We start from the raw sequence: 12,962 nt of genomic DNA, 5'->3' as shown, positions 1-12,962 counted from the left end.
TTCCGAGGAAGCGCCGCTCCCCTTATCTCCTCAAGTCCAAGCCTACACCCTTGTTCACGAACTGGAGCGTATAGGCCTTTTTGTAATCGAGGTCGGGCTTGAAGAGGCCGGCCTTCACCATCTTATCGAAGAAATCCTTCATGCGCTCGTCGGTCATGGCGCCGATGCCGAGCTCTTCCGCATCGCCGGAATCGATGATGCCGTACTCCTTCATCTTGGCGTGCGAGTAAGCCAGAAGCTCATCCGTCATTTCCGGATTGTCGCGCTTGATGAGTTCCTTCGCCTTCGCGTTGTCGCCGTAAAGGTAGTTGTACCAGCCGATGGTCGATGCATCGACGAAGCGCTGCACGAGATCGGGGCTTTTCTCGATGAGTTCGCGGCGCGTCTCCACGGTCGTGGAGTAGGTGCTGAAGCCATGATCGGCGAGAAGGAAAACGCTGGGCTTGAAGCCAGCGGCCTTCTCGATGGTCAGGGGCTCGGATGTGACGTAGCCCTGCTGGAGGGCGGCCTTGTTGGCGATGAAGGGGGCTGGATTGAAGCCATAGGGCTTCATCTGGTCGTCCTTGAACCCATGCTCGGCCTTCATCCACTGATAGAAGGTCGCAAAGCCATCCTTCGAGAGAAGGATGTCATTCGACTTCTTCAGATCCTCGAACGTGTCGAAGCCCTGGCCCGGATGGCTGAGGAGGACTTGCGGCTCCTTCTGGAAGTGGGCTGCGACGACAACGGTCGGGATGTCCTTCTCAACGGCGGAGAAGGCCTGAATCATGCTGCCGCCCATGTAGAAGTCGAGCTTGCCGACGGTCATCAGCATGCGGTTGTTGGCGCGCGGGCCGCCCGGCACGATGGTGACTTTCAGGCCGAACTTTTCGTAAGTTCCGTCAGCGAGAGCCTGATAGTAGCCCCCATGCTCTCCCTGGGCGATCCAGTTGGTGCCGAAGGTCACCTCTGTCAGCGGCTGCTGGGCCAAGGCGTTCCCGCCAAGACAGGCGGCCAACAGTCCCGCCATGAAAGCGTTCAGCTTCATCTGCATTCCTTTCGCCCCGGCAGGAAGGAGCCCGCCGCCCGAGGCTTGCTTCTGTGCGGTTCAAGCGCATTTGGCAAGGCCCGGGCGGCAGGCGCCGTTCAGGAGGCGGCCGGCGCGGACCAGGGGTAGGTCCAAGTCTCCGTCAGCGTTCGGGTGCCGGCCCTGAGGAAGGCGCGGAGATCCGTGGACTGACTAGGCTCGAGCTTCACGTCGATGGCGGCGCGGAAGCCGTTCGTGTGATCGTTCGGGACCAGGAAGGTATGGGTGATCCGTCCGGCGGAGGTGGAGGGGACCAGCTCCACCTTGCTCGGATCGGTGAAGTAATAGGGCAGGTTCCCGTCCGCGAAATCGATGATGAAGCGGCGCAGGGTGGGATCGCTCGGCGCGTTCGAGCCGCTGGCGCGGGCCGGGGCCTGGAAAGTGTTCACGACCCGCCCGCCGGGATGCATTCCGGCCTCCGACGAGACGGCGCGCAGGCGGTACGAGACGAGGATCTCCTGTCCGGCCTCGTAGGGGCGGGCCGGCTGCCAATAGGCGACGATATTGTCGTGAGTCTCGTCGGGCGTCGGGATCTCGACGAGCTCCACCCGGCCCTCGCCCCAATCACCCACAGGCTCGACCCAGTAGCCCGGCCGCTGATGGTAGTAGGCCTCCAGGTCCTCATAGTTCTCGAAGACGCGATCCCGCTGCAGAAGGCCGAAGCCGCGCGGATTGTTGTCGCTGAAGGAGGAGACTGCCTTCTGCTGCGGGTTGCGCAGGGGTCGCCAGATCCACTCGCCCGCGCCTGTATGCATGAGCAGGCCGTCGGAATCGTGGAGTTCTGGCCGGAAGTCCTCCGTATGCTTCTGATCGTTCTCTCCCTTGAAGTACATCGAGGTCAGGGGCGCGAGGCCCACATTCTCGATGGGCTGGCGGGGAAACAGCGTGGCGATGACCTCGACGGTGGTTTCCTTCGAGGGATAGATCTCGAACCGGTAGGCGCCTGCCACCGACGGGCTGTCGAGCAGGGCGAAGACGATGGCCCGGTCGCTGTCGCGCTTGGGCATCTCGATCCAGAATTCCCGGAAGAACGGGAATTCCTCCGCCTCTCCGCCCTCCACGTTGATGGCAAGGCCGCGCGCCGAGAGGCCGTATTTCTGGCCGGCCCCCAGGAAGCGGAAGTAGCTCGCTCCCAGGAACGCGATCAGCTCGTCCATGATCTTCGGATCGTTCAGGGGATGGTGCAGGCGGAAGCCCGCAAAGCCGAGATTCACCGGCAGCGGCTTCTCGATCCGGTTGCGCCCGTAATCGAACAGCTCCCGCTGGTAGGGCACAGGCGTCGGCACGCCCTCGCGGATCACGTTCACCGTCACCGGGCGCTGGTAGAGGAAGCCGAGGTGGAAAAGCTGCATGCGGAACGGTCCGCCGCCGGCTGCCAGCAAGGCCTTGTCCGGCCGGAAGCGGATATCCCGGTAATCGTCGAAGCTGAGCCGGTTCAGGGGGGCAGGAAGCTGGGCCGGGGAAGCTTCGTAGGGGGCGGCGGCCAGCTCGCGCGCCCGGCGCACCACATCCTCGTAGTCGAAGGGATTGGGGGCCGGCACTCCCGTAGGCTGGGGCTGCTGCGCCAAGGCGGGAAGCGCAGTCGCCGCGAGGAGGCTTTGCAGGAGGACACGGCGGGACAGGTTCGTCATGACGGGAATCGGGTCTTTCCGGGCTGAAAAGAGGGATAAAGCGAAAACGGAATATGGGGTTGCAGCCCTCTCCCGTGTAGCTCTGCCGCTTAATACAGGCTGAATGCCGCGGCCGTTAGGACAAGGGACGGAGCCGGATCAAAAAAATCCTTCCGAGGGGCTCAAAAGGTCTTGTGATCCCGTCTCATTCCGCCTATTTGAGTCGTGCCCAATTTCGCACGTGCCTGTGGTCGCGTGCCGGTTGGTGGGCATCCGGACAAGAGGCCGGACAGCCGCCCGAGAGCAACCTAGCTCTCGATACCCCTAACCGGCAGCCGGAGGCGAAACCGGCGCACCTCGCTCTCAGCGGGGGACGTGGCTTAAAGCAACGACGAACGGGCTTTTTTGGTCTCGCTGGCCCTCCAAAGGTCAGCACCGAAGAGGCTTGTTTCTCATTGCCAGGCGTGCGGACGGGGAATCACCCTTCCAATCCAAGGCAGCATCGTCGGGTGAAGAGCCCATCTACGCTTCTCGTGTCTCCATCGCACGAAGCGGGATGCGTCTTCCCTCGCTGACGCCGGGCGGCAGGAACTCCTGACCGTCTGAACTTCAATCCGGGGCCTGAAGAGCCCCATTGAACCTTTGGTGGGGAGAGCGCCATGACGCAGCGCATCCGTGATTTTCTGCGCAACCGACGCGAGGACGGCCCGTGCGTGGTCGTCGACCTCGAGGTCGTGCGCGACAACTATGCCAAGTTTGCCCGTGCGCTTCCTGACACGCGTGTCTTCTACGCCGTGAAGGCCAACCCGGAGCCGCAGGTACTCAAGCTTCTCGCCGAACTCGGCTCGTGCTTCGACACGGCCTCGGTCGTCGAGATCCAGCTTGCGCTCGACGCCGGCGCCACGCCGGACCGCATCTCCTTCGGCAACACGATCAAGAAGGAGCGCGACATCGCGCGCGCCCTCGAGCTTGGCGTGCGCCTCTATGCGGTCGACTGTGAGGCCGAGGTCGAGAAGATCGCCCGTGCGGCGGCGCTCGTGGGCGTCCCGGCTGACCAGGTGAAGGTGTTCTGCCGCATCCTGTGCGACGGCGCCGGAGCGGAGTGGCCGCTCTCCCGCAAGTTCGGCTGCGTGCCTGAAATGGCCGTGGACGTGCTGGAGCATGCGTACCGGCAGGGACTCGAAGCCTATGGCGTGTCCTTCCACGTCGGCTCGCAGCAGCGCAACACCGGAGCCTGGGACCAGGCGCTGGGCTCTGCTTCGGCGATCTTCCGGGAATGCGCCGACCGCGGCATCCATCTCTCGATGGTCAATCTCGGCGGCGGCTTCCCGACGAAGTACCTGAAGAGCGTGCCTCAGGTGGAAGCCTATGGCGAGTCGATCTTCCGGGCGCTGTCGAAGCACTTCGGCAACCGTCTCCCTGAGACGATCATCGAGCCGGGCCGCGGCATGGTCGGCAATGCGGGCATCATCGAGGCCGAGGTCGTCCTCGTCTCGAAGAAGAGCCGCGACGAGGACGAGGTGCGCTGGGTGTATCTCGACATCGGCAAGTTCGGCGGTCTCGCCGAAACGATGGACGAGTCGATCCGCTATCCGATCCGCAGCGAGCGCGACGACGACCGCAAGGTGCCGTGCGTTCTCGCGGGTCCCACCTGCGACTCGGCCGATGTTCTCTACGAGAAGGAGCCTTATCTGCTCCCTGTCTCGCTGGAGATCGGCGACAAGGTGCTCATCGAGGGTACGGGCGCCTACACGACCACCTACTCGGCGGTCGCGTTCAACGGCTTCCCGCCGCTCAAGTCCTACGTGATCTAACTCACGTCCCGCCTGTCCCGCTCCATGGGGCAGGCATCAACCTCAACAAGAGTTGTCCCGGACGGCCTGCCCAGTATTGGGCCGGTGCGAGGGCTGTCGCTCACCCCACGTGTTTTTGGGAGGCCACGGCCATGATCACGATCCGCGAAGAAACCTTCCGCGATGTACCGGCGCGCGAGGCGCTGCTCGATGCCTGCTTCGGACCCGCCCGGTTCCTGAAGACCGGCGAACGCCTGCGCGAGGGCAGGATGCCGGCCGACGGCCTGTCGCTCGTGATCGACCGGGGCGGCGAGGTCATTGGCACCGTGCGCCTCTGGCACATCTCCGCCGGCCTTGACTGCCCTGCGCTGATGCTGGGTCCGATTGCCATCGATCCCGCCTGCCAGAGCCTCGGTCTCGGGGGCAAGCTCATGCGCGAGGCGCTCGGACGCGCGGCCGATCTCGGCCACAGGGCGGTGCTGCTTGTGGGCGATGCGCCCTATTACCAGCGCTTCGGCTTTTCCACGGAGAAGACGGCTGCCCTCTGGCTGCCGGGACCTGTCGAGCGCGAGCGTTTCCTCGCGCTCGAATTCGAGGCCGCTTATCTCGAAGGCGCAAACGGCCTTGTCACCGCAACGGGAGCGCTCGCACAGAAGCCGGATCTCGCGGTGCTGGTCGCAGCGTCCGCTCAGGGCCAGCTCGCCGGGCTTCGTCCGGCGGCCTGAATCTCCGGTCCTACTTGTCCGAGGGCCCTGAACGCTGGGCCCTCGGATTGGGTAGTGCAAAGGTGATCCCCGCTGCGAGCACGAGATAGGCTGCAAAGCCGATTCCGATTGCCCCCAGGCCGACGGCCGCGTCGAGCAATAATCCGATGATGCCAGGCGTGGCTGCCGAGGCCACTACCATGATCGCGCCTGCCAGCGCCCGTATCTTCCCCAAATGCTGCGTGCCGAACAGTTCGGCGAGGACGGCTGCGACGATCACGTTGGTCGCGCCAGCAGACAGGCCGATGAGCCCGAAAAAGACCGGCGCGAGGAGAGGACCGCTGAAGGCCGCCAGAGCCAGCGACGCGACGGTCAGGCCCAGCAGATAGAAATGGCTGAGGCGGATGGCGCCGAACCGGTCCACAAGAGTGCCTGCCAGCATCGCCACCACCACGGACACCAGCGCGAAGATGGTGATGCTGCTGGCCAGAAGCTCGAGCGGCCAAGCCTTCACCTCGGCGATGAAGCGCTGGTGGAAGAAATAGGCCGTCACGATCGCAGGATAGCCGACCATTGTCGGCACGAGGGCGAGAAAGCGCCAGTCGCGCAGGATGTCGATCCAGCGCGGGCCGGCATCCGAGGTCCCCTGCACCCGCACCGTCCCGCTCAGGGCCGGGTCCTTGCGCTTCAAGAAAAAGCCCAGAAGCCAGCCGAGCCCGAGACAGGCGAGAATCACGAGCGCCGCGGTTCGCCAGAGGCCGGTCCATCCGAGAGCCGCGATCAGGGCGACGGCGATGCCCGGAAGGGTCGCCTCGCCAGCCGGAAACCCCAGGGTCGCTATGCCGACGGCCCGGCCGCGCACGCCCTCGGGCAGACGTGCGGTGCTCATTACGCCGGCATGGTTCAGCATTCCCTGCCCAAAGAGGCGAAGGCCGAAGAGGCTCAGGCCGAGCACGATGACGTTGGGGGCGAGCGAAAGGCTCAAGGTTGCCGCTGCAAGCCCGACGAGACCCGCCGTGGCATAGAGGCGGATATCGACCCGGTCGATGATGCTCCCGATCCAGATCATCAGGAGGCCGGAGGTCAGCGTCGCCGCGGAATAGATGAGGCCGAAGCCTCCGTTCGACAGGCCGAAGGCGTCCCTGATGTTGGGTCCCGATAGGGAAATGAAGAAGGTCTGGCCGAAGGACGAGAGAAAGGTCAGGGCGAAGCCCATGCCGATGATGCGGCCATGGCGGGCGAGGAGTTGTTGGAATGTCATCGGCCGGGGAGATGATGGAACATGTCGGGAGGTCCGATCATGGAGCATTGTCTCGCGAAGTCGAGGCCCGAGAAACATGGCAGGGCTCACCTGAGCGCAGACCGCACGAAATCCGTGGAAGAACATTCACCTGTCGTCAGGAGGGGCCGCAGGCATTGACCCAAGGGTCTCCTCAATCCTAGATGCGCCCGCAACCGTTGTCCGGCGTTGACGTTCCCATCTCTGCTTTCGCAAGGAGACAGATCCGATGACCACTTGGCCCATCCATGGCCGCATCACTGGCCCGATCGTGATGATCGGCTTCGGCTCGATCGGCAAGGGCATGCTGCCCCTGATCGAACGCCATTTCGAGTTCGACAAGAACCGCTTCACGGTCATCGATCCCAATGATGCCGACCGCAGCATGCTCGACGTGCGCGGCATCGACCTCGTCCACAAGGCTCTGACCCGCGAGAACTATCGCGAGATCCTCACGCCCCTGCTTAACGAAGGCGGCGGCCAGGGCTTCTGCGTGAACCTGTCGGTGGACACCTCCTCGCGGGACATCATGGAGCTTTGCCGTGAGCTCGGCGCGCTCTACATCGATACTGTCGCCGAGCCCTGGGCCGGCTTCTACTTCGACAAGAGCGCGGGCCCTGCCTCCCGCACCAACTACATGCTGCGCGAGAACATCCTCGATGCGCGTCGCCAGTCGCCCGGCGGCGGCACGGCCGTATCCTGCTGCGGCGCCAATCCCGGCATGGTCTCCTGGTTCGTCAAGCAGGCGCTCATCAACATCGCCAACGATGCCGGCCTCGAATACGACGAGCCGAAGACCCGCGAGGAGTGGGCGCGCCTCATGCAGCGCGTGGGCGTCAAGGGCATCCACGTCGCCGAGCGCGACACGCAGCGCTCCGAGAACCCGAAGCCCATGGGCGTGTTCGTGAACACCTGGTCCGTGGAGGGCTTCGTGTCGGAGGGAATGCAGCCGGCGGAGCTCGGCTGGGGCACGCACGAGAAGTGGATGCCGGAAAACGGCCGCACCCATAAGACCGGCTGCGGCGCCGCGATCTATCTGCTCCAACCCGGCGCCAATACCCGCGTGCGCACCTGGTGCCCTACGCCCGGACCGCAATACGGCTTCCTCGTGACGCACAACGAGGCGATCTCGATCCCGGATTACTTCACCGTCCGCGAAGGCGAGAAGGTCGTGTACCGTCCCACCTGCCACTATGCCTATCACCCGGCGAACGACGCCGTGCTGTCGCTGCACGAGATGTTCGGCAGTGCGGGCAAGGTGCAGGAGCAGCACCACATCCTGACGGAAGACGAGATCCAGGACGGCATCGACGAGCTCGGCGTGCTTCTCTACGGCCATGGCAAGAATGCCTACTGGTACGGTTCGCAGCTCTCCATCGAGGAGACCCGCAAACTCGCGCCCTACCAGAACGCCACCGGCCTCCAGGTATCCTCGGCCGTGCTTGCGGGCATGGTCTGGGCTCTGGAGAACCCGAATGCGGGCATCGTGGAAGCGGACGACATCGACTTCCGCCGCTGCCTCGAGGTGCAGGCGCCTTATCTCGGTCCCGTCGTCGGCGTCTATACGGACTGGACGCCCCTCGACGACCGTCCCGGCTTCTTCCCGGAGGACATCGACACCTCCGATCCTTGGCAGTTCCGGAACATCCTGGTGCGTTGATCACACCGGCGACGGCCGGCCTTGAGCCGGCCATCGCCGTCTTTCATGCCTGAGCGGAGGCGTGGATGCTCAGGATGAGGCCTGGGCGCAAGGAACGGAGAGCTGCGATGCCCCATTTCGAGGAATTCTACGCCAACAAGCTGCGCGGCTCCCTCGGGGTCGTGGATGCGGAGGCCGTGCTGGACCTGCGCGGCGCCTCGCGGGAGCAGGCGGCTGCCTCGATTCAGGACATGCTGGAGCGCAGCCGTTTCGCTCAAGGAAAGTCCGTCGCCATCCGCCTTGCTCCGCCGCCGGAGGGTGGCGGCGAGACCCTGTTCCAGCCCGTTGGCAAGGCCCTGCTCGAAGCCAAGAAGCGCGGCTGGATCGACCGCCTGCAGACTCTGCCCGCGCAGGACGGTCTCGGATTTTATGTCATCCTGGCAGGGAAGCCGGAGCGGACCGGCTGAACTCAGGCCCGCGCCGCGGCCGGGGGCTGGCGGCGCGACCGCCTGAGGGTACGGACAAGGCCGGCCAACAGGAGTACGCCGCCCCAGACGGCGAAGAACCCGGCGGCAGCCGAGATGATGCCCTCCTGCGTCACCGGCACGGCCGGCTCGAAATCACGGTAGGCCGCGCGCATCACGCCGCCATCGCCCTCGCGCATGAGGACGGCGATACGCTTGAAGGGGCCTGCCTGAATCATGGCCTTGCGCTGGGTTTCGAGGCGGCCCAGGCGCTCCACATGGGTTTGCATGGCTGCGCCCTGATTGCTCACAAGAACATCCGGGTTGGAGCGCAGGCGGGCGATCGCGCTCTCCCGCGTCTCTCCGCTGGCGCTGGCATCCGCCTCGAAGCGCCTGACGACGATCCGCAACTCGTCGACCGCCCCACCGAGGCGCTGACGGTATTGCTGCGCGAATTCAGGTAACTGCGAGGCCGCAATTCCGCCCAGCAGCCCAAGTCCGAAAGCAAAGATGCGCGCGATACGGAACAAGCTTGACCTCCCTAGGAGTCAAGCGCGGTGCGGATATCTTGTTCCGTGACTTCATCCAGGGGTTTGGTGACCTTGAGCGCTTTCGTCTTGCGGCCCGGCTCCATGACGAGGATCACGGTTTCGATGCCGGGGCAGCCAGGATCGTTGCATGCGATCTCGTTGACGGCGAAGGCCGTCTCAGGCGAGACCTGAAGGGCGGCCCGCGCCATGTCCTTCACCCGGTCGACGGCCTGCTTGTCCGGCTTGGGCAGGCCGAACGAACCTCTCAAGAACGCGCCGAACAGGGCCACGGGCGACCTCATGCGGGAAGCGTCAGGATGCCCGCCTGCCCGTCCTCGCAGCCAAAGGCGAGGCGGCGGCCGGACCTGTCCCAGGCCATGGCCGTGATGCCGCTTTCCTTCACGGCCGGGCGCACCAGAAGCTCGGAGGCGTCGGCCAAGCGGATCAGCAGGATGCAGCCATCCTCGTAGCCCACCGCCAGCACATAGGTGTTGGGGTGGAAGGCGACCTGGCTAACCTTCGCATGGCGCACGCCGCATTCCCGCGGGGCTTTGCCCGTCGGGCCTTCCTTCGACTCGAAGGGCCAGATGATCGCGGCTTCCGCGCCGGAGGTGGCGAGCCATTTTCCGTCATGAGACCAGGAGAAGGAGCGGGTCTTGGACGGATACCCGCTCATGCGCATATGGCCCTTGTCGGGGATGAGCCGCCAGCCATGGAGTGCATTCTCCTGCATGGAGGTCACGACGAAACGGGCGTCCGGCGACCAGGTTACGTCGAGATGCGAGCCCTTCCACTCGAGCGCCTCGGGCTTGGCTTCCACATTGGGAAACCACAGCGTCGCGCCATTGTAATGTGAGATCGCGAGGCGGTAGCCCTTGGGAGCGAAGGCGAGCCCACGAGCGGTGGTAGGAACCTCCAGCGTCTTCTCCCGCCCCTTGTCGTCGCGGGTCATCACGCGCTTGCCGGCGCTGTAGGCGAAAGCCCCGCCGGGACTGATCGCGAGCGCGTCGATCCAAGCGCCCTTGGTCTCAGCGAGCGTCCTCGTGGAGCCGTCGGCACCGGTCACGGCGACACGGCCGTCGTCGCCACCAGTGACGAAGCGCTCCCCGTCGCTGGCGCCCGTCAGGATTCCTGCATCCGGGTGCGATTCGACCCGGTGAGTCTCGCCATCCTTGGCCAGCACCACGCCACCATCGCCGAGGCCGAAGGCGACAGTGCCTTTCAGCCAGCCGATGGCCGTCACGTGGGCCCCCGCATCGACGGGCGTGACGCTTTGGGTGAGAGACGGGGCGGTTCCAGAACTCATTGAGGCAATCCCTTCAAGGGAGGCATAGCATATGTTGGCGGATCGAAGGCAAGAGGCGGCGGGTGAAATCCCACGCCAGCTGTTCAGCCGGCTCCATTCCAGCGAAAGCGGAGCATTCGGAACCGCTCCGGGGGCAGGGTGTTCACAAGGTTCGTGACCGGGAATCTGCGGCAGTCAGCACCGATGGCAAGCTCTGAACGACCTGCCGAGGCGGCATACCCATCCGTTCTTCCTGGCGGCAATCACTTCAGCAGGGTAGCGGCATGACAGATCCTTCAGAAAAATCCTTCCTCGACCTCTCGCGCCGGGGCTTTCTAGCCGCGGCGGCAGGCTCCGTTGCAGGGGCAGGTCTCGCTTCATCCGGAGCGCAGGCGCAACAGCCGGAGAACCTGCCGAACATTCCCGACGATGCCGTGGGCCGCCCCTTTCCGGAGGCCGATCTCCAGATGCCCCTGCCGCCGGATCAGCGGCTCGGCTGGTGCGTGGTCGGCCTCGGCGCATTCGCCCTGAACCACGTCATTCCCGCCATCACCCGTTCGCAGACCTGCAGGCTCGCCGGTCTCGTCTCCGGCAATGCCGAGAAGGCGCGGCGCGTGGCGACTCATTACGGCGTGCCCGACGCCAGGATCTATGACTACGAGAGCTTCGACGATATCGCGAACGACGATTCCATCGATGTCGTCTACATCGTGCTGCCGAACGGGTTGCACGCCGAATACACGATCCGCGCCTTCGAGGCCGGCAAGCATGTCATGTGCGAGAAGCCGATGGCCAATACGGTCGAGGAATGCCGCGCCATGATCCAGGCCTCGCAGGAGGCGGACCGCAAGCTGATGATCGCCTACCGCGCACACTTCGAGCCGCACAACCAGCGCGCCTTGCGCATGAAGAAGGAGGGAGCCTTCGGCGATATCAGACTCGTGATCGGCGATACCATGCGCCCGCTCGATCTCTCCCGCCCGCGCGACGAATGGCGCGTCCTGCGCGACCTCGCCGGCGGCGGCAGCATGATGGATATCGGCATCTATGCCCTGAACGGAACCCTGTACTTCCTGGAGGAGAGCCCGGTCGCGCTCGTAGCCTCAATCTCGAACCCGCCGGATGACATCCGCTTCCGGCAGGTCGAGGATCTCGTGACGGTGCAGTTGCGCTTCGGTTCGGGGGCGCTCGCCAACCTGTCCTCTTCCTACACGATGAACGAGAACCGCATCCAGATCCTCGGCTCCGAGGGAACGGGGCTCCTGAACCCGGCGACGAGCTATGTCGGGAACACGCTCTACGAGACCGGTTCCGATGTGGGGACGCGCAAGGTGCCGGTGCAGGATTCATCCCTGCGGCAGTTCACGGGCGAGATCGACCATCTCTCCCGCGCCATCATCGAGAACTTCACGCCGGATACGCCGGGCGAGATGGGGCTTCGCGACGTGGCGCTCATCAGGGCGATCTACGCCTCGGCCGAGCGTGGGAGCTGGGTGGAGCTCAATCCCGACGGCACGATGAGGGGATAAATACACGCGCTGGGCCGTCGAAGGGCGGCCCAGCTGCATCATGGGAGACGCTGCGATCTTTCAGGCGGCGCAGGCCTGGAAGCCTTCGCGGATCGCCGTCTCGTTCAGGTCGCGGCCGATGAAGACGACCTTCGAGGTGCGCTTCTCGCCCGGCTTCCACTCACCCTGCACGTCGCCGTCGAGGATCATGTGGACGCCCTGGAAGACGAAGCGCTTCGGCTCGTTCGGGAAGGCCACGATGCCTTTGCAACGCAGGATGTTCGGACCCTCGACCTGGGTGAGGTTTGAAATCCACGGCATGAACTTTTCCGGATCGACCTCGCCATCGATCTGAGCCGAGACGGACTGCATCTCCTCGTCATGGTGATGATGGTGCCCTTCCTCCAGGAAGGCGGGCTCGATCTCGATGATGCGGTCGAGATCGAAGGCTTTTCGGTCGAGCACCTCCGTGATCGGAATGGCGCAGTTCTGCGTCCGATGGATCTTGGCGTAGGGGTTGATGGCGCGGATGCGGGCCTCGACCTCCTCCAGCTCCTGCGCGGAGACCAGATCGATCTTGTTGAGGATGATCACATCCGCGAAGGCGATCTGGTTCTTGGCCTCGGGCGCATCCTTCAGCCGGTCGGAAAGCCACTTGGCATCGGCCACAGTCACCACCGCGTCGAGGCGGGCGGTGTCGGACACGTCCTGGTCCATAAAGAAGGTTTGGGCGACGGGGGCGGGGTCGGCGAGGCCTGTGGTCTCGACGATGATGGCGTCGAACTTGCCCTTGCGCTTCATGAGCCCGTCGAGGATGCGGATCAGGTCGCCGCGAACGGTGCAGCAGATGCACCCGTTGTTCATCTCGAACACCTCCTCGTCCGCGCCGACGACGAGCTCGTTGTCGATTCCGATCTCGCCGAACTCGTTGACGATCACCGCATATCTCTTGCCGTGCTGTTCGGTGAGGATGCGGTTGAGGAGGGTGGTCTTGCCAGCGCCGAGATAGCCGGTGAGAACGGTAACGGGAAGCTTGTCGGTCATCGGAGTGATCCAAAAGGCGATGGTGTGGGTGTCGTCCCCG

The 12,962-nt window shown here is 64.6% G+C and carries 12 protein-coding genes; 5 read left to right on the top strand and 7 right to left on the bottom strand.

Going from position 1 to position 12,962, the window contains the following annotated elements; genetic code table 11:
- Nucleotides 1–22 precede the first annotated feature (22 nt).
- Both LG661_RS08525 and LG661_RS08520 read right to left on the bottom strand, forming a co-directional pair.
- Entirely contained in the window at nucleotides 23–1,027 is a 1,005-nt protein-coding gene (locus LG661_RS08525; RefSeq protein WP_407666682.1) for an ABC transporter substrate-binding protein, read from the bottom strand.
- Nucleotides 1,028–1,125: 98 nt separating this feature from the next.
- Nucleotides 1,126–2,697 carry a glucan biosynthesis protein gene (locus tag LG661_RS08520; RefSeq protein WP_230531443.1) on the bottom strand — a complete coding sequence of 524 codons (1,572 nt, stop codon included), beginning with the start codon at nucleotides 2,695–2,697 and terminating at the stop codon, nucleotides 1,126–1,128.
- A gap of 638 nt (nucleotides 2,698–3,335) precedes the next feature.
- Here LG661_RS08520 and LG661_RS08515 point away from each other — a divergent pair.
- Together LG661_RS08515 and LG661_RS08510 are read left to right on the top strand one after the other, a co-directional pair.
- A complete protein-coding gene (locus LG661_RS08515) occupies nucleotides 3,336–4,490 on the top strand; it encodes a type III PLP-dependent enzyme (RefSeq protein ID WP_230531442.1) in 1,155 nt (384 codons plus the stop codon).
- Nucleotides 4,491–4,621: 131 nt separating this feature from the next.
- Nucleotides 4,622–5,194 carry a GNAT family N-acetyltransferase gene (locus tag LG661_RS08510; protein ID WP_230531441.1) on the top strand — a complete coding sequence of 191 codons (573 nt, stop codon included), beginning with the start codon at nucleotides 4,622–4,624 and terminating at the stop codon, nucleotides 5,192–5,194.
- A 10-nt stretch (nucleotides 5,195–5,204) separates the two neighbouring features.
- On the opposite strand, the gene LG661_RS08505 is transcribed toward LG661_RS08510, so the two are convergent.
- On the bottom strand, nucleotides 5,205–6,434 hold the full coding sequence (locus LG661_RS08505; protein ID WP_230531440.1) for an MFS transporter: 1,230 nt from the start codon (nucleotides 6,432–6,434) through the stop codon (nucleotides 5,205–5,207).
- 247 nt (nucleotides 6,435–6,681) lie between these two features.
- Between LG661_RS08505 and LG661_RS08500 the strand changes: the two genes are divergently transcribed.
- Together LG661_RS08500 and LG661_RS08495 are read left to right on the top strand one after the other, a co-directional pair.
- The gene (locus LG661_RS08500; protein WP_230531439.1) at nucleotides 6,682–8,112 is read left to right on the top strand and encodes a homospermidine synthase; all 1,431 of its coding nucleotides are present in this window, start codon (nucleotides 6,682–6,684) and stop codon (nucleotides 8,110–8,112) included.
- 107 nt (nucleotides 8,113–8,219) lie between these two features.
- The gene (locus tag LG661_RS08495; protein WP_230531438.1) at nucleotides 8,220–8,558 is read left to right on the top strand and encodes a hypothetical protein; all 339 of its coding nucleotides are present in this window, start codon (nucleotides 8,220–8,222) and stop codon (nucleotides 8,556–8,558) included.
- 2 nt (nucleotides 8,559–8,560) lie between these two features.
- Here LG661_RS08495 and LG661_RS08490 read toward each other — a convergent pair whose 3' ends face one another.
- Genes LG661_RS08490 through LG661_RS08480 form a run of 3 tightly spaced genes read right to left on the bottom strand, consistent with a single transcriptional unit; the run spans nucleotide 8,561 to nucleotide 10,391 of the window.
- Nucleotides 8,561–9,085 carry a DUF2937 family protein gene (locus tag LG661_RS08490; protein ID WP_230531437.1) on the bottom strand — a complete coding sequence of 175 codons (525 nt, stop codon included), beginning with the start codon at nucleotides 9,083–9,085 and terminating at the stop codon, nucleotides 8,561–8,563.
- Between the two features lie 11 nt (nucleotides 9,086–9,096).
- Complete coding sequence (locus LG661_RS08485) at nucleotides 9,097–9,375, bottom strand: hypothetical protein (protein ID WP_230531436.1); 279 nt, start codon at nucleotides 9,373–9,375, stop codon at nucleotides 9,097–9,099.
- A gap of 8 nt (nucleotides 9,376–9,383) precedes the next feature.
- Entirely contained in the window at nucleotides 9,384–10,391 is a 1,008-nt protein-coding gene (locus LG661_RS08480) for a WD40 repeat domain-containing protein (protein WP_230531435.1), read from the bottom strand.
- A 263-nt stretch (nucleotides 10,392–10,654) separates the two neighbouring features.
- On the opposite strand from LG661_RS08480, the gene LG661_RS08475 reads away from it, so the two are divergent.
- Nucleotides 10,655–11,899: a Gfo/Idh/MocA family protein gene (locus LG661_RS08475; protein WP_230531434.1), complete on the top strand. Its 1,245-nt coding sequence runs from the start codon at nucleotides 10,655–10,657 to the stop codon at nucleotides 11,897–11,899.
- 60 nt (nucleotides 11,900–11,959) lie between these two features.
- On the opposite strand, the gene LG661_RS08470 is transcribed toward LG661_RS08475, so the two are convergent.
- Nucleotides 11,960–12,922: a CobW family GTP-binding protein gene (locus LG661_RS08470; protein WP_230531433.1), complete on the bottom strand. Its 963-nt coding sequence runs from the start codon at nucleotides 12,920–12,922 to the stop codon at nucleotides 11,960–11,962.
- Nucleotides 12,923–12,962: the final 40 nt, after the last annotated feature.

This window comes from Microvirga roseola (assembly GCF_020866965.1).
GTDB classification, from domain to species: Bacteria; Pseudomonadota; Alphaproteobacteria; order Rhizobiales; family Beijerinckiaceae; genus Microvirga; species Microvirga roseola.
Note: the sequence above shows the minus strand (reverse complement) of the source record. Positions and strands in the feature narration are given on the sequence as shown.